The following is a 19,717-nucleotide window of genomic DNA, read 5'->3' as shown; positions in this document are numbered from 1 at the left end:
GTTGAAAATGCGTTTCTTCATCTTAAGCGCTGGCGGGGTATCGCGACGCGCTATGCAAAAAATCGCGCATCTTTTCTTGCCGCAGTACAAATTCGTTGTCTTGTTCTTTGGCTGAATGTTTTATGACGACATAACCTAGGGTCTGTTGATGTTTTAAGGTCATAATTCAATCAATCCACATCGGCAACCAGACAATGATAAATGCCAGTGCCACCATGCTGGCATAATGTAAGCGTCCGGTGATCTCACCTTGTTCCTTCCATCCGGCTCCTGCACGCTACGGCTTCTTATCTTTTATTTGGAGAACCACTTCGCTTTCGCTTACAGCTTGGCGACCCCACGTAAAACGGACCACACCGCACCCGCCTGCACGTTTTGGATCAAAAAGTTTTTTCAGTTTTAAAATCCGACAAACAGTATCGCCAGGCCGCGCCAGTACAGGCGGCGTGGAAAAAATCCCAAACTGAAAGGAGAGAAAAGATTTTCAGGAAATTTCAGTTTTTGGATCGCGGCATGGATCGCTAGGAAAAATCAACGTAATGATATTAAAGGGAAATTTGTATTTTACGTGGGATTATTGGATCGCAAAGCAAAGCCGTGCCATGTTGAAGAGTTCAGGGTTTATGCGGCTTTGTGAGAGCTGAGGGACTGAAATTTATGACTTCGGTGAGTTATTTTCTTCTGCGTATACAACTCTGATGGCTTGAGCTGTTTCGATAACTTTAATGGCCTCTTCGGCTGATAACCCTTTTAAATCATCAAGAGTTTTATCCTTGGTGACTTCAATTCTGATATTCCGTTTTTGAGTAAACATCTTCATTATCCTTAATAGTGCGGGTGCTATCTTAACTAAGCAGCAATGAATTATGTTAGAGGTAAGAGTGTAAGGCAAGATGAGGATAATTTTAGAATCAGTACGACCTGTCGCCGAAAATCTCTATCGCCATTTCATCGCCACTGAATTTCAGAAATAAAAAAACCACTTACTGAGAAGTGGATTAAGTTGCTGATATTACAGCTTAAATCTGGTGGCCCCTGCTGGACTTGAACCAGCGACCAAGCGATTATGAGTCGCCTGCTCTAACCACTGAGCTAAGGGGCCGTCGAATTGGGGGAGATTATACGGTACAGTTTAGTGCTAGGTCTAGTCCCCAAAATTCATATGCGTGTTTTATATACAATGATCAGTATATTTTCATATTATTTAAGAATTCGATAAGTCATTTCAGGCTGTTTCTGGTGACGTCTGTCTATTTTTTGATAAGTTTTGTGATTGTTTTGTGTACTTTATTGTAATCTGGTGGGGTATTACTCGCTATGTTCCCTATTTTCATTGCTTCCCATAATACATTTTGTGAGTTGATATGAATAATCATAATACTTCAGTATACATTTTAAACCATTTACGACTTGAAGATTATTTTTACTCATCCATCAGTCAGATCCATCAGCATGTCAGTGAACATGTGTGGGCATATGTGACGGGGATAAATAGTTCGCTCTTTAATTTCTTGTTGGTTACCCAAAACGATCCGAATGTCGTTGAGGCGTTAAAAACGGGTATCCAATTAATGGAAGAACGGTGTGAACAGCCTTTTAGTATTGTGACCGCTGGAGGGTATGAACATATTCAGAAGGCCTGCAATCAGGCTGGGTTTGTTTATGATCCGCAAAGCTTATTAATATCGATGCGGCTCGATCTTGAAAATTGGCAGATAGAAGATAGGTTATACAGTGAATATGATATCAGGTGTGTCAATCACTGTTTAGCCGATTGGACGACGCCAATAGATAATGCGTTTAATGTAGGACAAAATATTACTTCACAATATCAGATGAGCCATGAAGCAGCACTTTTAGCCGGAAAACAACTCCAGCACTACGCATTATATGTAGATGAAAAACCAGTGAGTGCAATAACGTTATCGCGAGTGCAGGATTATGCTCGCCTTGATGATCTTGGGACTTTAGTCGATATGCAAGGCAAAGGATATGCGACCGCTTTGATGCATTATGTTCTAAAAGAGTCTAAGCGGCAGGGTGTAAAAGAATGGTATCTGGATGGTGTTCCTGCAAAATGTCCATTGTATGCACGTATGGGATTTAAGCCACTATTTGAACATCATGCATTCTTCCGTGGATAAAATTGCAACCGTTAATAAAAAAGCGTCTGCCGAAACAGACGCTTTTTAGATTTATCACTAAATCCGTTGATTAGTCATCAAGGAAACTGCGCAGTACTTCGGAACGGCTCGGATGGCGCAGTTTACGCAGTGCTTTTGCTTCGATCTGACGAATACGTTCGCGGGTTACATCAAATTGTTTACCCACTTCTTCCAGAGTATGGTCAGTGTTCATATCGATACCAAAGCGCATACGCAGAACTTTCGCTTCACGTGCAGTCAGACCTGCCAACACATCGTGAGTTGCTGCGCGCAGGCTTTCTGAAGTTGCTGAATCCAGCGGCAGTTCGAGAGTGGTATCCTCGATAAAGTCGCCCAAATGTGAATCTTCATCATCACCCACAGGGGTTTCCATGGAGATGGGTTCTTTGGCAATTTTCAGTACCTTGCGGATCTTGTCTTCAGGCATCATCATACGTTCTGCCAGCTCTTCCGGTGAAGGCTCACGCCCCATTTCCTGCAACATCTGGCGGGAAATACGATTGAGTTTGTTGATGGTCTCAATCATATGTACTGGGATACGGATGGTACGTGCCTGATCTGCGATAGAACGTGTGATCGCCTGACGGATCCACCATGTTGCGTAAGTTGAGAATTTGTAACCACGACGGTATTCAAATTTATCAACCGCTTTCATCAAACCGATATTACCTTCCTGAATCAAATCGAGGAATTGCAGGCCACGGTTGGTATATTTCTTCGCAATCGAAATAACCAGACGCAGGTTAGCCTCAACCATCTCTTTTTTCGCACGGCGGGCTTTCGCTTCACCGATTGACATGCGACGGTTGATGTCTTTGACCTGTTCAATGGTCAGGCCGGTTTCTTCTTCGATCTGGCGTAACTTTTGCAGGCTACGCATAATTTCTTCTTCAACTTCCAGCAACTTGTCAGACCATGGCTTATTCATTGCTTTTGCAGCAGTGAACCATGTATCAGTAGTTTCATTGCCAGAGAACAGCGTGATGAAGATTTTCTTCGGCATTTTGCACTGTTCAACACACATCTTCATGATTTGACGTTCCTGAAGACGTACGCGATCCATCATGGAACGCATATTGTTGACCAGATGATCAAATTGCTTTGGCACCAGGCGGAACTGTTTAAATACTTCAGATAAAGTTAATATTTCTGCTGCGGAATTAGGATGACTACGACCGTGTGTCTTAATCGCCTGACGAGTCAGATTATGTTGTTCACGCAGTTCCGAAAATTTCTGGCGAGCGAGTTCAGGATCGATGCTGTTATCCTCTTCGCTGTCAGTATCATCATCACGATCTTCATCCTCATCGTCATCCTCGTCGTCAAGTTCTTCCTGCGGAAGTTCTGAGCCAACGTGAGTGGCGGTTGGGGCAAGATCTTCTTCTGCGTTAGGATCAACGAAACCTGTGATCAAATCGGACAAACGACTCTCGCCGGATTCAACACGGTCGTATTGTTCTAACAGGTAAGTAATCGCTTCAGGGTATTCAGCAACGGAGCACTGCACTTGGTTGATGCCATCTTCAATGCGCTTTGCAATGTCAATCTCACCTTCGCGAGTCAAGAGTTCAACCGTACCCATTTCGCGCATGTACATGCGAACCGGATCAGTGGTACGACCGATTTCTGACTCAACACTAGATAGCACTTGCGCAGCTGCTTCCACTGCGTCTTCATCTGTGTCGTTTGTGTTTTCTGCCAACATGAGATCATCGGCATCAGGTGCTTCTTCCATTACCTGGATGCCCATGTCATTGATCATTTGGATGATATCTTCTATCTGATCAGAATCGACGATATCTTCCGGCAGATGGTCATTGACCTCAGCATAGGTCAAATAGCCTTGCTCCTTACCTCGGGTGACAAGTAGCTTTAGCTGTGACTGCGGGTTTTGCTCCATAAGACGGTATCCACACTTCAGAGTATTGGTTGGTGTCGGTCGGCGAAACAAATATGCCAACAATAATATTTAGGGGCGTTTTCATTGTATTGCCGCTGCCCTCAATTGCGGCAATTGTAGGGTTACCTGCCCTACCTAATGCGGCATTTAAGCCGTGAATTCTGTGTCTGTGATTTTAGGTTTTGGTTGAGAACCTGTTTCACCAAGTTATATTTTATCGAGTGATATTTTTATCAAGCGATAGTTTCAGCAAACCATATCAAGGAATAAACCTATATAAGTAAGCCAAATAGTATAACCTTCAAGTTAATATCGTCTTGAAGGAATATAGCCTTGTTGAGACAGATTCTTATTTCCTCGCACCAGATATCGTAATTAACCGGACTTCTTCACGCTCTTCTGGTGTTAGGCCTTCAGTTCTCTCTTTAGCCATTAGAAAATTAAAACGTTCATCAAGTGCTGACGCAAAAAGATGGTTCAGTGCATCGCTGAAAGTCTTTTCAGCAATCTCTTCTATTTGTATATCGTTCCATGCAGCGAGTTTTTCAAGCTGTTTAGCATACTTATTATCGCGATATTGCTCTAACAGTTGCCCAGTGGTTAAACCTGGTTGCGCAAGGCACGTGTCGACAAGCTCTATGAATAATGGCAGTCCTGCTATCTGAGTAGAAAACATTCCCTGTAATGGGGGAACCAATGTCGCTAAATGCGGATTCTGTACCAGTAATGCGATCAGTATGCGCATTGTTGTTGGTTTCAGTTTTAGCGCCTGATCTGGATCTAAAGTTGTATGTTTTTTGACTTGTTTTGCCAAAATTAGTTCCAAGTGTTTTGTATCAGGTGCAGCCAGTCCAAACAGTTTGCTAAAGTTTTTGAGTAAATGACTCCGTAATATTTCTCCCGGCACTTGGGCGATAAGTGGCATAGCGAGCGAATTAAGTTTGGTCGAGCCTTCCGGAGTACTCAAATCAACCTGTAGCAACAATGATTCAAACAAAAATGTAGATAAGGTCAATGCCTTTTCCATGCTCTGCTCGAATGCTTCCCGTCCTTCTTTACGAATCAATGAATCAGGATCTTCACCATCAGGCAAGAACATAAAACGTAATTGCCGACCATCATTCAGATAAGGCAGCGCTGTTTCTAATGTACGCCATGCGGCATCACGACCTGCACGGTCACCATCGTAACAACAGATGACATTATCGGTTGTCCTGAAAAGTAACTGCACGTGTTCAGCGGTTGTAGACGTTCCCAGCGAAGCCACGGCATAGTCAATGCCAAATTGGGCTAGCGCAACAACATCCATATAACCTTCAACCACCAATAGCTTTGTCAGGGTATTGTGGCTTTGCTGTGCCTCATAAAGACCATATAACTGGCGGCCTTTATGGAAAATTTCTGTTTCCGGCGAGTTCAGGTACTTGGGAAGTTCATCTCCCAGCACTCGGCCGCCGAATGCAATTACGCGACCACGACGATCGCGAATGGGGAACATCACCCGCTCACGGAAACGATCATAAGTGCGGCCACTATCGTTCGTGACCAGCATTCCTGCATCGTCTAACTGTTTGCGCTCTTCCGCATTATGGGCAAACCGTTTTAAGGCGTTATTCCATCCCGCAGGCGCAAAACCAATGGCGAAACGCTGAATGATCTCTTCACTGAGTCCACGCTGAGCCAAATATTGCCGGGCTGATTGGGCGCTGGGAGTATTCAGTGAATGCTGATAGAAGCTATTGAGCTTCTCCATCAGTTGATAAAGATTTTGCCTTTGGTGACGTTCGATTTGACTACTGCCGGAACCTGCTTCGTAGGGGACTTCCAGCCCATGCATTGCGGCCAGCTCTTCGATGGATTCGATAAAGTCCAGCCTGTCATAATTCATTAAAAAATCAATGACATTGCCATGTGCTCCGCAACCGAAGCAATGGTAAAACTGCTTATCACCATTTACAGTGAATGAAGGGGTTTTTTCGTTATGAAAAGGACAGCACGCTTGATGGTTTTTACCTTTCTTTTTCAAAGGCACCCTAACATCGATCAAATCAATGATATCGGTTCTTGCTAACAAGTCATTGATAAATGCGCGTGGAATTCGTCCAGCCATAAGCCCTTTTTCGCCTGTTGATGAACGAGAATAAGCCGCGCTTCCTTTGGGAAAGCACGGCCTTTAACTGCAGTAGTTTGTTAATACAACCACTAAGCGGACTGACCGCGAAGATTAGTACAAACGAGTGCGGCGTGCGTTTTCGCGAGCTAGCTTCTTAGCATGACGCTTAACAGCAGAAGCTTTAGCGCGTTTGCGCTCAGTCGTTGGTTTTTCATAGAACTCACGACGACGAACTTCTGCTAATACGCCTGCTTTTTCGCAAGAACGCTTGAAGCGACGCAGTGCTACGTCAAATGGCTCGTTTTCACGTACTTTAATTACTGGCATGTGCCTCTCACCTCAATAGAAATCGGGTTTGTCGCTGGCGTGATAGTGCCAGCCGTCTTTAAAATGGTGCGGAATTTTACTTCAATGAACACGGCCTTGTAAAGTGCCGAGGAAAATTGAAACCGATAACGCCGCGGGTTATGGGACGCATTTTTGTCTATAAAAAAGGCAGCCTGATACCGACGTTATTAACATTAACCACACAGGATATTCAAGTAGGGCATTGATTATAGACTAAACAGAAAAAATAGCCAGCATGTAATGGATTCAGTGGTGAGAATATTGATATGGAGGGCGTGTGGGCAGAGAATTCAACAATAGATAGTGTTACACTGTCGCGCGTTAAAGGAATGCGAATGTATATGACCAGATAACGAGACACGAGACGACGAGACAAATAGTGCAATGCGAGTTTTAGGTATAGAAACGTCCTGCGATGAAACCGGAATCGCAATTTATGACGAAAAAAACGGTCTGCTAGCCAATCAATTATACAGCCAGGTCAAGTTACATGCTGATTATGGTGGTGTCGTGCCTGAACTGGCGTCCCGTGATCACATTCGTAAAACGGTTCCTTTGATTCAGGCAGCTTTGAAGGAAGCTGGGTTGACGAGTAAAGACATTGATGCAGTGGCTTACACTGCGGGGCCGGGATTGGTTGGTGCGTTGCTGGTTGGAGCAACCATTGGACGTTCACTGGCATTTGCATGGAATGTACCTGCTATTCCTGTGCATCATATGGAAGGCCATTTGCTGGCACCGATGCTGGAAGAAAACAGCCCTGAGTTCCCTTTTGTTGCTTTGCTGGTTTCAGGTGGTCATACCCAGCTTATTAGTGTAACGGGTATCGGTGAATACAAACTGTTGGGTGAATCCATTGATGATGCTGCTGGCGAAGCTTTTGATAAAACAGCAAAACTGCTTGGTTTAGACTACCCAGGTGGGCCAGTGCTTTCCCGTATGGCGCAACAGGGGAAGGCAGGGCGTTTTATTTTCCCCCGCCCGATGACCGATCGTCCGGGGTTGGATTTCAGTTTCTCTGGCCTGAAAACGTTCGCAGCGAATACCATCCGCGATAACATTCATGGCCATAATATGGCTGAGGATGAGCAGACTAAAGCAGATATCGCCCGCGCCTTTGAAGATGCCGTCGTGGATACACTGGCAATTAAGTGTAAACGAGCATTGGAACAGACGGGATTCAAACGGCTGGTGATGGCAGGTGGAGTGAGTGCAAACCGAACCTTGCGTACCAAGATGCAGGACGTGATGAAAAAGTTGGGGGGCGAAGTTTTCTATGCCCGACCTGAATTCTGTACTGATAATGGAGCAATGATCGCGCTGGCTGGTATGATCCGTTTGCAAGGTGGCACTGCTGGTGAATTAGGTGTAACGGTGAAAGCACGTTGGCCGTTGGCAGATTTGCCTGCTTTGCAAAAGTAATAAAAGACGTTGTTTGATATGGGCTGAGTGCTATTGGGGACTCAGCCTTTTGGTTATTGAAATACTGCTCCAAATGCAAGAGCGTTTTTCCTATTGTAGAGGAAAATCCTGACGCGCTACGCTTGTCTTCTCCATATGACCGAGCTAAGTATTAACCCGTTAGCCGTTCATAACTAAAGTATTCGTTCGGCGGCTGCGGCGTCGAGCCAGTCTTTAAATTCTGTCAACAACAGATCATACAGTGCGTTTTCTTCTACCGTTGCAAAGTTGTCGATTGCGAAGAAATGGGTATTATCCAGACGGCGATCGGTAAAGTTATCGAGTTTTTCGAGTATTCCATAATTCGAACCGCCCAAGCCAACAAACTTCCAAAAAATAGGGTAATTTGCTGAACGTCGGATCGCTTCCTTAATTTGACGGGTCTTACTGATACCACCGTCTGTAATAAACACGACGTAGACAGGGAGGTCACTGTCTTTAAAATAGTCGATAATTTCTTCCATCACTGGCGGCTCATTGTTGGTAGCGCCAAGATTAGGGAGGATTTCCCATCTGGAGGGTTTTATAGCGGTTTGTATTGTATGGATATAATCATCAAGGTTATCAAGGGTTACGTCCTGATATTTTCTGTGTCGCTCGGCAAAGCCCCAAACATCCATTGAACCGTCATCGTCAAATTGCACAGCCAGGACTGCAATACGGTCCAAAACCGCCTGAACATTTCCTTTTTTGAATTGACCTCTCATCGATCCTGATGCATCAAGAACAAATGCAACCCGCGCTTTGATTGATTGCAGGTTATGTTTACTCAGACTGACGGTTGCATTCTTAGCAAGGTTGACAAGGCGTGGTGCTTTATCCTGTAGTTTTTTCTCAAGACTTATGGTTTGGTTCGTGGGGGGATTATTTGAAAGCGCCGGTTGTTCCACATCGACACCAAAATTCACCGCCAGAGGTTCCAGCCCACCATTGAAACCTTGTCCGAGAGCGCGGAGTTTCCAGTTGCCGGAATGTCGGTAAATCTCTGCAATAATCATGGCCTTTTCTGTTCTGCCTGCCGTTGAAACGGCGAAGGTAGCAACATCCTGCGCCTCAAATTTCAATTGCTGAAGACCGTCAACTGAATCCGGACCGTCTATCACCAGCGTGATAGCAATTTTACTTACATTGGCATCTATTTTTGTCAAATCTACAGTGATAATGCTGCCTTGGTGAGATGCTGCCAAAATCAGGCTGTTATCTGCAGCTGCGGGATTATTATAAAAATAGAAGTCACTGTCTCCTCTGACTTTCCCATTGGCGTTTAACAGAAAAGCTGAGGCGTCCACTTCACTGCGAAAAGAAGCTGTTGTTGGGTAAGAGAGTGTGAGTCGAAGAAAAGTTTTTGCTAAAACGATATTTTGTCCTGCCTGAAGATCCATACATGATGTCCTTTTAAGTACGTAGGGGATATTCCTTTACTATGTTAATCATCATTAGGCTATTTAATCCAATACTGAATAAGGAACTCCAACATCGTGTGTTGTAAATTGCAACTTGAAGTTTAATGCATATATTAATAATTTGTGAAGATGGTCACAGGTTAGAACAGGATTAGGTTGTCAGCCGCGTTTCAGGCTTTTACTTGGTGTTTCACCATAACGGGCTTTATATTCCGCGCTAAAGCGCCCCATATGGGCGAATCCCCAACGCAGGGCGACGCCTGTGACGCTGGTGGCTTCTCCAGCCAGGAGTTCTGTGCGCACATGTTCCATACGCAGGTTACGTAAATACTGCATCGGACTAATATTCAGAAACTCCTTAAAGCCGGAATAGAGACTGCGCAGGCTGACTCCTGCTACCTGGGCGAGTTGCTCTACGGTTATGGGTTCGTGGGCATGGGCCTGTAAATATTCCTGAACTCGTCGTACATGCCGTGGGCGAATGGAGCACCGGCGGTTAGTGGGCGTGTCACTGTAATTATGTTGATGGGTGGACAGCAGGGTAACGGAAATCAATTGCTCTATTTGGTTGGTAATCAGTTTGTGTTGCAAGATATCAGGTACCTGGGTGGTACATTCCAGAATATAAGGCATCAAACAGCGCCATGCCTGACAGCGTTGCCATTCAAACCCCAGTTCAAATACCAGTGGTTGATCCAGAGGGTGCCCTAATTGGCCGACAAGCGTTCTCTCCAACAAGGAGCGGGAGATCCTGACCATAAACTGGTCATTATCGGCGTTCCAGCGCATGGAAGTATGCTGATTTGGGCTGAGAATGGAAGCCAGATTGGGGGTGGAATCAAGACACTGGCTGCCGCTTTCAATACCCGCACAGCCAGCCAGCGGCATCTGGATGAGAAAGAACGCATCCAATTCTCCTGGCGTGATTTCAACGCTGGCACCGTAACGCAATCGGCTCATAGAAATATCCCCCAGTGGAATATAGTGCATTTTGGCGTCCAGCTTTTGATTGTTACCCAGTATAGTTAGCTGATGAGGTTGCATAATCCGTCCGACCATAGATTTAACTTCATCAAAATCGTTGGATGAAAAAAGTAAATGTTCTGGCGAATTGAGATGCTCCCCAATTTTTGTCACCGCATATTTAGGATCTGAACAGTTTGTAGTGGAATATCTTGATTCTGCTCTTCGAGAACCAGTGTGCTTTGATTCAGTATTTTTAGATCCAAAATAATCGTAAGACCACGAATTGCTCATAATTTCAGATACCTCTAGCCAGTCATATCGTTGTTATGATGTATGAGATATCCCGCTAATAACGTGTTTATACCAATTTAACTTCAAGATGCGTGAGATTTCATATCGTGTTGTAAATTACAACTTGAAGCTTAATGCGTATATTCCCTGTTTTGTTTATTCGGGATAGAAAAAATAACAGAATTAACCTTATTCAATTAACTGATAACAGTATCCACATATTATTTAAATGAAATATATATGATGATAAATATATTGATGATGGGTACTTTATATCCGCCTGCTGCTCACTTTATCCAAACACTGCATAAATCATAATTACATGACAAATCATGCATTGACCGTTAACGCATAGCCGAATTACATAAAAGATAACGAAAAGGTGTAAAGCGGACACGGTGAGGTAAGCATGGCTGAACGATCATTTGTCGAAGAAGTGAAAAAATTACGTCTGGGACAGGGCGAAGTTTTCAGTGGTGAAGGCATACTTGCCGTGACAAAAGCACTGTTGGAATCGGGGGTGGCATATGTGGCCGGCTATCAGGGCGCGCCAATCTCCCATCTGATGGATGTGTTGTTGGATGCACAGGATATTTTATCTGAATATGGCATTCGTTTTGAAAACAGTGCCAGTGAAGCCACCGCTGCTGCGACGCTTGCCGCTTCCGTGAATTATCCACTGCGCGGAGCCATCACGTTTAAATCGACGGCGGGCACGAATGTTGCCTCGGATGCATTGGCAAATCTGGCATCGGGCGGTGTGGTGGGTGGTGCGCTGATTATTGTCGGTGAAGACTATGGTGAAGGTTCTTCCATTATGCAGGAGCGCAGCCATGCTTTCGCGATGAAGTCTCAGATCTGGTTGCTCGATCCTCGCCCCAATCTGCCTTCGATTGTCCAGGCGGTGAAGATGGGGTTTGCGCTATCAGAAGCCAGTCATACCCCCGTGATGTTACAGATGCGCATTCGTGCTTGCCATGTGCATGGTCGGTTTGTCTGTGAGAAAAATCGTTCGTCAACGTTTATGATTCAGGATGCACTGGAAAATCCGACGCGCGATCTTAACCGTATTGTTTTGCCTCCCGCCAGTTTTCTGCATGAGAAAGAGAAAGTGCAAGATCGCTGGCCTGCGGCGGTGCGTTTTATCCAACAGCACGCACTGAATGAGTTTTTCGCTGAACAGGCAGAGGATGTTGGCCTTGCCCTGCAAGGGGGATGCTATAACACCGTGATCCGTGCCCTGAATTTACTTGGGTTGGCAGATGTTTTTGGCAATAGCCAAATCCCGCTGTATGTCATGAATGTCGCTTACCCGTTGATCGATGAAGAGTTTGAACGTTTTTGTCATGGTAAGCGGGCGATTTTAGTGCTGGAAGAAGGCCAGCCCAATTTTGTCGAGCAGAATGTCGCTAATATCTTGCGCCAACGTGAGATAGCGACCCGGTTACATGGCAAGGACTTACTGCCAATGGCGGGGGAATACAACACGGCTACCGTGTTATCAGGACTCCGTGCTTTCCTTGAGCGTTACGGCAAAATTGCAGCGGAAAGTGGGGTGTCTGCTTGCCAGGTACGCATCCCAGCCGTCACTTTACCGACAAAAGATCCACTGAAAGAAGCGGTTCATACCCGTCCACCCGGATTTTGCACCGGTTGCCCAGAGCGCCCAATCTTTACGGCGATGAAATTGCTTGAACGGGAGTTGGGGCAACATCACATCAGTGCTGATATTGGTTGTCATTTGTTTGCCATTTTACCGCCATTTAATTTGGGTAATACCACGATGGGATACGGATTGGGGGCAGCGAGTGCGGCAGCACTGAATACACCGATTACGAATAAGCGGGCAATCTCAGTTATGGGGGATGGTGGATTTTGGCACAACGGATTAACCACTGGTATAGCCAATAGTGTTTTTAACCGTAGCGACAATCTGACCATTATTGTGGACAACAGTTACACCTCCGCGACCGGAGGGCAGGATATTCCCTCTTCAACAGCGTTAAATCCCCATCGCAGTACCGGACATGATATCGAAAAAGCAGTTAAAGGTGTGGGGGTGAAATGGGTACGCACGATCAAACGTACCTACGATCTCAAAGCCATGATGAATACCTTACGCGAGGCGCTGACAACAGGTAAGCATGGGCCAAAAGTATTGGTCGCACAGAGTGAGTGCATGTTGAATAAACAACGGCGCGAGAAGGTAAAAATCAAAGGCGCTATTGCGGCAGGGAAGCGGATCGTCCGCGAACAGTTTGGGGTTGATCCTGATACCTGCACGGGCGATCACTCTTGTATCCGTTTGTCCGGTTGTCCTTCTCTATCGATTAAACCGAATCCTGATCCATTGCGCACCGATCCGGTGACAACAGTATTGAATAGCTGTGTGGGCTGTGGGTTGTGCGGGGAGTTATCTCATGCGGCAGTGTTGTGCCCCTCTTTCTTTAAGGCACGGATCATTAGCAATCCCAAACGTTGGGAGCGGCTGCTCCATCGTATTCGCAAAGGACTCATCGGTTATTTGCAGCGTCGCGATGTTAAACGTCGTAAGCAATATGATTTTTAAGAAGGAGTCATACTTATGCCACCATCCATCCATTCCCCGTTGACGAATTCGCCTAAACAGCCGATTAAGATTGCTATCCTGGCGATGGGAGGTGAAGGCGGCGGTGTACTGGCCGATTGGATCGTAACCCTGGGGGAAGAGCATGGCTATTTCGCCCAAACAACTTCAGTTCCGGGTGTCGCCCAGCGGACTGGGGCAACCATTTATTATGTCGAATTATTTCCTGGTGCTGATGATCCTGAAGTACCGACACCTGTATTGGCATTAATGCCAACTGCCGGTGATGTGGATATTGTGCTGGCTTCGGAATTAATGGAAGCCGGACGCGCTGTCCAACGCGGTTTGGTAACAGCGGATCGCACGACGCTTATCGCATCAAGCCATCGGATATTTTCGATGGAAGAGCGTTCGGCAATGGGCGATGGGCGTGTGGATAGCGAGGTATTGATCCAGCAATCCCGACAAGCTGCTTTGCGTTTTATCCATTTTGATATGGCGAAGATGGCAGAGAAGAGTGGCAGTGTGATCAGTGCAGTCTTGTTTGGTGCACTTTGCGGGACGGAGATCTTGCCGTTTAGTCGTAATCAATTTGAAGCAGCGATCATCAAGAAAAACGTGGGGATAAAACCCAGTTTGCAAGCCTTTAGTTTGGGATTGAGCCGGACACAACTGGAGGCAGAATCAAAAACGGCGCCAGAACCCCATATTCCACAAAAAGCCCTGCGTTCCCATCATCGTTTTTTCCAGAACAAGAAAGTCAATGCCCTGTTGTTACGTATCCGGCAAAAGCTGCCTGCGTGTGTCCATGACATCGCCATTGAAGGTGTCAGGCGCCTGATTGATTATCAAGATCTGGCTTACGCCGGTTTGTACCTTGACCGATTGCAAAATCTGATCGAGCAAGCCGTTAAACCGGATGAGCGATTATTGCACGAGCAATTATTACGTGAAACTGCCCGCCATTTGGCACTGTGGATGGCTTACGAAGACACCATGCGGGTGGCAGATCTCAAAACTCGTGCCAGTCGATTCGAACGTGTCAGGAAAGAAATGAGGGTGAAAGACGGTCAACTATTCGAGATCAATGACTTTCTGCATCCCAGAATGGAAGAAATTTGTGACAGCTTGCCGGCCAATATTGGTCGCTGGTTGTCTTGTCCTCATTTTGTCAATCGCATGTTGGCGAAATTACTCAGCCGTGGGCGAGTGATTACCACCAGTTCCCTTCGGGGATATCTGTTGCTTGGTATGCTGGCAAGTTGGCGTCGAATGCGCCGCTATACGCTGCGTTTTCAACATGAAACGTTACGCATTGAAGAGTGGTTGGGGCGAATTAGCGTAACAGCAAAGCGTGATCCCGCACTGGCTACGGAAATTGCCCAATGTCAGCGCTTAATCAAGGGATATGGTGATACTTACTCTCGTGGATCACGTCATTTTCAAACTCTGATGGAGATTGTTGATCACCATCTGCATGACTTATCTCCTGCCAGCCTGCGGCAACTGCGTGAAGCGGCATTGGCAGATGAGCAGGGTGACCGATTACGCGAGTGCCAGCAGCGTCTCTCTTTATATTAAAGAACTTATCCTAAGGAGCCTGTAATGAGCCTGCTTAGATTTATACAGCCCCATAAGATCCGTTTTTCTGAATGTGATCCGGCGGGGATCGTCTTTTATCCCCAGTATTTTGTGATGTTCAATAACTTGCTGGAAGATTGGTTCGATGAATTAACGCCAATGGGATATGCCAACTACATCGCCAAACACCGTTTTGGGTTGCCGACAGTTCACCTGGAGGCGGAATTTAAGGCCATTAGCAGAATGGGGGATCAGGTTTGGCTGGAATTAAACGTTGAGAAAATTGGCAAGAAATCATTGACGTTGATCCAACGCTGCGTCAGCAAAGAAGGTGAGCTGAGGATGAATGTAACGCAGACTTATGTCACCACTTCACTGGATACCCATCAAGCAATCCCCATACCTGATGAAATTTATTATGCGTTAACTAAACAGATGCCTTAGCAGAACTGGCGCATTACGCATGGGGTAGATATCGTGCGGCAGGAGAAGAAATTATGAATGTAAGAGGTAAGAATGCAGTAGTCAGGCAAAATGCAGTGACCGTAACGGGTAAGAATATCGTATGTATTGGCGGTGGACCGGCGGGATTGTACTTCGGTTTGCTGATGAAGTTGCAAAATCCTGATAATCGTGTCGTGGTCATCGAGCGCAATCGTCCGTATGACACTTTTGGCTGGGGCGTGGTGTTTTCGGATGCAACATTGGAAAACCTGCATCTGGCTGATCCGGTGTCGGCTGAAATTATCAGGGAGGAATTTAGCCGTTGGGATGATATTGATATCCACTTTAAGGGAACAGTAAATCGTAGTGGTGGTCATGGGTTTATTGGCATTGGCCGTAAAAAGTTACTGAATATCCTGCAAGATCGTTGTCACGAAGTCGGGGTTGAGTTGCTGTTTGAAACGCAGGTTGAGGATGAGCAGGAGATTGCCCGCCAATATCATGCTGATTTGCTGATTGCATCTGATGGGATTAATAGCCAGATCCGTACCCGTTATGCTGAATTTTTCCAGCCTGATATTGATCAACGCCATTGCCGTTTTGTCTGGCTGGGGACGCGCAAAATTTTTGATGCGTTTACGTTTCTGTTTGTGGAAACCGAATATGGCTGGTTTCAGGTTCACGCCTACCAATTTCAGGAAGGCTTATCGACTTTTATTGTCGAGACAACGGAAGAAACCTGGCTGGCTGCGGGGATAGACAAAATGTCACAGGAAGAGGGCATTGCGTATTGCGAAAAAATATTCGCACCGTGGCTGGATGGACATCCCTTAATCTCCAATGCTTCCCATTTGCGGGGGGCTGCTATTTGGATACGTTTTCCCCGTGTAATTTGTGCGAACTGGGTGCACTGGATCAAGCCAGAGGAAGATAACGGCAAAAATATCCCGATTGTGTTAATGGGAGATGCTGCCCATACCGCCCATTTTTCCATTGGCTCTGGCACAAAATTGGCATTAGAAGATGCGATTGAACTGGCAAACAGCCTGAAAGCCCATCAGGGGAATTGGCAGGCGGGGTTGTCTGATTACCAACAATCGCGCAGTGTGGAAGTGCTGAAAATTCAGAATGCCGCCCGTAATTCAACGGAGTGGTTCGAGAATGTCGCACGCTATGAACGTTTTTCGCCTGAACAATTCGCTTACTCATTGTTGACACGCTCACAGCGCATTTCCCATGAAAATTTGCGCTTGAGGGATCGGGCATGGTTGGAAAATTACGAAAGCTGGTTTGCCCAAAAGTTTCATCTGTCTTCACCATTAACCCCGCCGTTGCTGACACCTTATCAGGTACGGGGGGTTAACCTGAAAAATCGGGTTGTTGTCTCTCCAACGCTATTGTATAGCGCCGTGGAGGGGGTTCCGGGTTCATTCCATCTGGTTCATCTGGGTAGCAGAGCATTGGGAGGCGCGGGTTTGGTGATTGCTGAAATGACGGCTATTTCTCCGCAAGCACGTGTCACTCCTGCGTGTACGGGATTGTGGAATGATCAGCAGGTACAGGCGTGGAAGACAATCACCGATTTTGTCCATCAGCATTCTGGCTCGCGGATAGGCATTCAACTGGGACATGCGGGAAGACGAGGATCAACCCAATTGGGATGGGAACAGTCTGATCATCCTTTGCCAGAGGGTAATTGGCCTTTGGTTTCGGCATCGGCCTTGCCCTACTTAGCCGGAATTTCACAAGTGCCGGCAGCGCTGACCAAGACACAACTACAAGAAATTACGGAGCAGTTTGTTGCAGCAACCCAGCGTGCCATCAAAGCCGGTTTTGACTGGCTGGAGATCCAGGCCGCTCACGGTTATCTGCTCTCCAGTTTTATCTCCCCGCTGACTAATCAGCGCGATGACGAATATGGTGGTTCGCTGGAAAACCGGCTTCGTTTCCCGTTGGCCGTTTTCAAGGCAGTACGTGAGGTTTGGCCGGTTGATTTGCCGATATCGGTGCGTATTTCTGCCACGGATTGGGTGGAAGGGGGAACGACGATTGATGAAGCCGTAGAGATTGCCCGTCGTTTCCGTGAAGCCGGAGTGGATATGGTGGATTGTTCTACAGGGGAAGTTTCCGCTGGTCAGCGGCCGATTTACGGGCGCATGTACCAGACTCCGATGGCTGATCGCATTCGCAATGAAGGCAATGTGCCGGTGATTGCGGTCGGTGCGATTACAGATGCTGATCAAATCAACGGCATTATCGCGTCTGGGCGCGCTGACCTTTGTGCCTTATCCCGCCCGTTCTTATCTAATGCAGCCTGGCTACTGCATGAATGCGCCAGATATGGCTGGACGGGTATCGATTGGCCGAAACCTTATCTTTACGGCAAAGCCCAACTAATTAAAAAACAACTCTAGGAGATAGTTATGTCTCAACAAGCAAATATCCAAGCTCATGATCAATATAGGGAAGATATTATCGGCCGTGCCAATGTGGCCGATAGCCCTGAACTGCTGGCGTATTACAGGGAGTTGGAAAAATACCGGACAGGGGCACTCTGGACCATCGCCAATAAAATAGAACCCTGGCAACCTAAATCAGCCTCAGTGCCGGTACTTTGGCGTTACCGTGATTTGCGTGAGCACGTTATAAGATCAGCCGATTTGGTGACACCGGAAAAAGCCGGGCGCCGTGTGGTCTACCTGAACAATTCGGGAGATCCGGAAGCCTCCACCGCAGTTGGCTTGCTCTACTCCGGTCTCCAGACAATGCGGCCAGGCGAGGCGGCATCGGCACATGCCCACTCCTCTTCTGCTCTGCGTTTCATCATGGAAGGGCGTGGCGCTTACACGATTGTCGATGGCCAAAAAATGTTGTTAGAAGCGAATGATCTCGTCTTAACCCCGAATGGCACCTGGCATGAACACGGTGTTGAATCTACGGGATCGCAATGTATCTGGCAGGACGGCCTGGATATCCCGCTGATTAACGTATTGGAGGCGAGTTTTTATAAGGTACATCCTGATTTGTCTCAGGTAGTGACTGAACCGGTGAATTCTTCCGTTGCGCGTTGGAGCGCTCCCGCTTTGCGTCCACAAAATGTTGGCTGGGAGAAACCCTATTCCCCGTTGTTCAGATATCAATGGGAACCAACGTATGAAGCCTTACAGCGTTACGCCCGTGTGACAGATGGCTCGCCTTTTGATGACGTTTTGATGCACTACACCAATCCCCTGACAGGGGGGCATATCATGGCAACGCTTAGCGCCAGTATGCAGTTATTGCGCCCTGGTTTTGTGGGTAAGGCACATCGTCATACCGGCAGTTTTATCTATCAAGTGGCGAAAGGAAAAGGTTATTCCGTGATTGATGGTCAACGATTTGACTGGCAGGAGCGGGATATTTTCTGCGTTCCTTCATGGGCATTTCATGAGCATGTGAATGTTTCGCAAACGGATGATGCTTGCCTGTTTTGTTTCAACGACTTGCCCGTTATGCAGGCATTGCAATTGTATTACGAAGAAGCCCTGACCGATAACGATGGGCACCAACGAGTGAGAGGATAAGAGATGCGTTTAATCACTTACCGTTCAGAAGTCACGGCTGCTGCGCGATTAGGCGCCATTGTCAATGAACATGTCATAGACTTGGCAAAGCTGGCTTCCCATACGGGGAATAGATTGCCGGATAATATGCTGGAGTTTATTGATTTGGGACCATTGGCGGTGAATAGCACAACCGCGCTGCTAGATTCATTTAAGGGATTTTGGCCAGTGGGAGTTTCACTGCCATTGCAGAATGTGAAAATTCTTGCTCCTATTCCCCGCCCACGGAAAAACATCTTTGGTATTGGCCTGAACTATGTTGAACATGTGGCTGAATCCAGCCGTGCTTTGGATACGGCAAAAGATCTGCCAAAAGAACCGGTCATTTTCTCTAAGCCGCCAACAACAGTGATTGGCCCTGGTGACGCCATTGAGCATAACAGTGCGATCACAGCGCAATTAGATTGGGAAGTGGAACTGGCGGTGATTATCGGAACCCGCGCTAAAGGTGTATCGGAAGATAAGGCTTTGAAATATGTTTTTGGCTATAGCCTGATGATCGACATGAGCGCCCGTGATTGCCGTCGGGCTGGGCAGTGGATCTACTCTAAGGGACAGGATACCTACGCCCCTTTTGGCCCTTGCATCGTCACGGCTGATGAAATTCCCAATCCACAAGATTTGGCATTGAGCCTAAAAGTCAATGGCGTGACTAAACAGGACTCCAATACGCGCCATATGTTGTTCAAGGTCAATACCTTGATTGCGGATATTAGCAAAGGCATCACGCTGGAACCAGGCGATATCATTGCCACAGGAACACCAGAAGGTGTTGGAGCGGGGCGTGATCCACAAGAATGGCTATGGCCAGGGGATGTGATTGAAGCCTACCTTGAAAAGATTGGTCATTTGCGTCACCCCGTTATTGCGGTGTAAA

The 19,717-nt window shown here is 46.7% G+C and carries 14 protein-coding genes, 1 tRNA gene and 1 pseudogene; 9 read left to right on the top strand and 7 right to left on the bottom strand.

The genetic code is table 11. The annotated features are described in order from the left end of the window. Positions 1-126 (top strand): annotated as a pseudogene (locus IQ211_RS02495) (IS5/IS1182 family transposase); the annotation flags it as partial. A gap of 529 nt (positions 127-655) precedes the next feature. On the opposite strand, the gene IQ211_RS02490 reads toward IQ211_RS02495, so the two are convergent. Together IQ211_RS02490 and IQ211_RS02485 are read right to left on the bottom strand one after the other, a co-directional pair. Continuing rightward, positions 656-814 (bottom strand): hypothetical protein, encoded by a 159-nt coding sequence (locus IQ211_RS02490; protein WP_189758812.1) that lies wholly within the window; start codon positions 812-814, stop codon positions 656-658. 212 nt (positions 815-1,026) lie between these two features. Next, a tRNA-Ile gene (locus IQ211_RS02485) sits at positions 1,027-1,102 on the bottom strand. A 262-nt stretch (positions 1,103-1,364) separates the two neighbouring features. Between IQ211_RS02485 and IQ211_RS02480 the strand changes: the two genes are divergently transcribed. After that, positions 1,365-2,144: a GNAT family N-acetyltransferase gene (locus tag IQ211_RS02480; RefSeq protein ID WP_189758811.1), complete on the top strand. Its 780-nt coding sequence runs from the start codon at positions 1,365-1,367 to the stop codon at positions 2,142-2,144. A 70-nt stretch (positions 2,145-2,214) separates the two neighbouring features. On the opposite strand, the gene rpoD is transcribed toward IQ211_RS02480, so the two are convergent. The 3 genes from rpoD to rpsU all read right to left on the bottom strand — a co-directional run bounded on the left by rpoD (position 2,215) and on the right by rpsU (position 6,505). Next, positions 2,215-4,065, bottom strand: coding sequence for an RNA polymerase sigma factor RpoD (rpoD, locus tag IQ211_RS02475; protein ID WP_189758810.1), 1,851 nt, complete (start codon positions 4,063-4,065; stop codon positions 2,215-2,217). 349 nt (positions 4,066-4,414) lie between these two features. Further along, entirely contained in the window at positions 4,415-6,175 is a 1,761-nt protein-coding gene (gene dnaG, locus IQ211_RS02470) for a DNA primase (protein ID WP_189758809.1), read from the bottom strand. 114 nt (positions 6,176-6,289) lie between these two features. Further along, on the bottom strand, positions 6,290-6,505 hold the full coding sequence (rpsU, locus tag IQ211_RS02465; RefSeq protein WP_001144069.1) for a 30S ribosomal protein S21: 216 nt from the start codon (positions 6,503-6,505) through the stop codon (positions 6,290-6,292). Positions 6,506-6,910: 405 nt separating this feature from the next. Here rpsU and tsaD point away from each other — a divergent pair, with 405 nt between their 5' ends. After that, positions 6,911-7,948, top strand: coding sequence for a tRNA (adenosine(37)-N6)-threonylcarbamoyltransferase complex transferase subunit TsaD (gene tsaD, locus IQ211_RS02460; protein WP_189758808.1), 1,038 nt, complete (start codon positions 6,911-6,913; stop codon positions 7,946-7,948). Positions 7,949-8,121: 173 nt separating this feature from the next. Here tsaD and IQ211_RS02455 read toward each other — a convergent pair whose 3' ends face one another. Further along, positions 8,122-9,369: a vWA domain-containing protein gene (locus IQ211_RS02455; protein ID WP_189758807.1), complete on the bottom strand. Its 1,248-nt coding sequence runs from the start codon at positions 9,367-9,369 to the stop codon at positions 8,122-8,124. A gap of 180 nt (positions 9,370-9,549) precedes the next feature. Then, complete coding sequence (locus IQ211_RS02450) at positions 9,550-10,527, bottom strand: AraC family transcriptional regulator (protein WP_317618137.1); 978 nt, start codon at positions 10,525-10,527, stop codon at positions 9,550-9,552. A gap of 529 nt (positions 10,528-11,056) precedes the next feature. Here IQ211_RS02450 and IQ211_RS02445 point away from each other — a divergent pair. The 6 genes from IQ211_RS02445 to IQ211_RS02420 are packed head-to-tail and all read left to right on the top strand — an operon-like array spanning position 11,057 to position 19,716. Continuing rightward, complete coding sequence (locus IQ211_RS02445) at positions 11,057-13,216, top strand: thiamine pyrophosphate-dependent enzyme (RefSeq protein WP_189758805.1); 2,160 nt, start codon at positions 11,057-11,059, stop codon at positions 13,214-13,216. 15 nt (positions 13,217-13,231) lie between these two features. Further along, positions 13,232-14,794, top strand: a complete 1,563-nt coding sequence (locus tag IQ211_RS02440; RefSeq protein WP_189758804.1) for an indolepyruvate oxidoreductase subunit beta family protein — start codon at positions 13,232-13,234, stop codon at positions 14,792-14,794. 24 nt (positions 14,795-14,818) lie between these two features. Next, positions 14,819-15,238, top strand: a complete 420-nt coding sequence (locus IQ211_RS02435) for an acyl-CoA thioesterase (protein ID WP_189758803.1) — start codon at positions 14,819-14,821, stop codon at positions 15,236-15,238. A 53-nt stretch (positions 15,239-15,291) separates the two neighbouring features. Further along, positions 15,292-17,652, top strand: coding sequence for a bifunctional salicylyl-CoA 5-hydroxylase/oxidoreductase (locus tag IQ211_RS02430; protein ID WP_189758802.1), 2,361 nt, complete (start codon positions 15,292-15,294; stop codon positions 17,650-17,652). Positions 17,653-17,661: 9 nt separating this feature from the next. Further along, a complete protein-coding gene (locus IQ211_RS02425) occupies positions 17,662-18,801 on the top strand; it encodes a cupin domain-containing protein (RefSeq protein WP_189758801.1) in 1,140 nt (379 codons plus the stop codon). A 3-nt stretch (positions 18,802-18,804) separates the two neighbouring features. Next, on the top strand, positions 18,805-19,716 hold the full coding sequence (locus IQ211_RS02420; protein WP_189758800.1) for a fumarylacetoacetate hydrolase family protein: 912 nt from the start codon (positions 18,805-18,807) through the stop codon (positions 19,714-19,716). Position 19,717 lies beyond the last annotated feature (1 nt).

The organism is Xenorhabdus griffiniae, assembly GCF_015163655.1.
GTDB classification, from domain to species: Bacteria; Pseudomonadota; Gammaproteobacteria; order Enterobacterales; family Enterobacteriaceae; genus Xenorhabdus; species Xenorhabdus griffiniae.
The sequence above is the reverse complement of the archived record's forward strand: the minus strand, read 5'-3'. Positions and strand labels throughout refer to the sequence as shown.

Bases quoted from the DNA above. Each gene is read 5' to 3' on its own strand.
- IQ211_RS02490 (WP_189758812.1), bottom strand. From the start codon at position 814: ATGTTTACTCAAAAACGGAATATCAGAATTGAAGTCACCAAGGATAAA.
- IQ211_RS02480 (WP_189758811.1), top strand. From the start codon at position 1,365: ATGAATAATCATAATACTTCAGTATACATTTTAAACCATTTACGACTT.
- rpoD (WP_189758810.1), bottom strand. From the start codon at position 4,065: ATGGAGCAAAACCCGCAGTCACAGCTAAAGCTACTTGTCACCCGAGGT.
- dnaG (WP_189758809.1), bottom strand. From the start codon at position 6,175: ATGGCTGGACGAATTCCACGCGCATTTATCAATGACTTGTTAGCAAGA.
- rpsU (WP_001144069.1), bottom strand. From the start codon at position 6,505: ATGCCAGTAATTAAAGTACGTGAAAACGAGCCATTTGACGTAGCACTG.
- tsaD (WP_189758808.1), top strand. From the start codon at position 6,911: ATGCGAGTTTTAGGTATAGAAACGTCCTGCGATGAAACCGGAATCGCA.
- IQ211_RS02455 (WP_189758807.1), bottom strand. From the start codon at position 9,369: ATGGATCTTCAGGCAGGACAAAATATCGTTTTAGCAAAAACTTTTCTT.
- IQ211_RS02445 (WP_189758805.1), top strand. From the start codon at position 11,057: ATGGCTGAACGATCATTTGTCGAAGAAGTGAAAAAATTACGTCTGGGA.
- IQ211_RS02440 (WP_189758804.1), top strand. From the start codon at position 13,232: ATGCCACCATCCATCCATTCCCCGTTGACGAATTCGCCTAAACAGCCG.
- IQ211_RS02435 (WP_189758803.1), top strand. From the start codon at position 14,819: ATGAGCCTGCTTAGATTTATACAGCCCCATAAGATCCGTTTTTCTGAA.
- IQ211_RS02430 (WP_189758802.1), top strand. From the start codon at position 15,292: ATGAATGTAAGAGGTAAGAATGCAGTAGTCAGGCAAAATGCAGTGACC.
- IQ211_RS02425 (WP_189758801.1), top strand. From the start codon at position 17,662: ATGTCTCAACAAGCAAATATCCAAGCTCATGATCAATATAGGGAAGAT.
- IQ211_RS02420 (WP_189758800.1), top strand. From the start codon at position 18,805: ATGCGTTTAATCACTTACCGTTCAGAAGTCACGGCTGCTGCGCGATTA.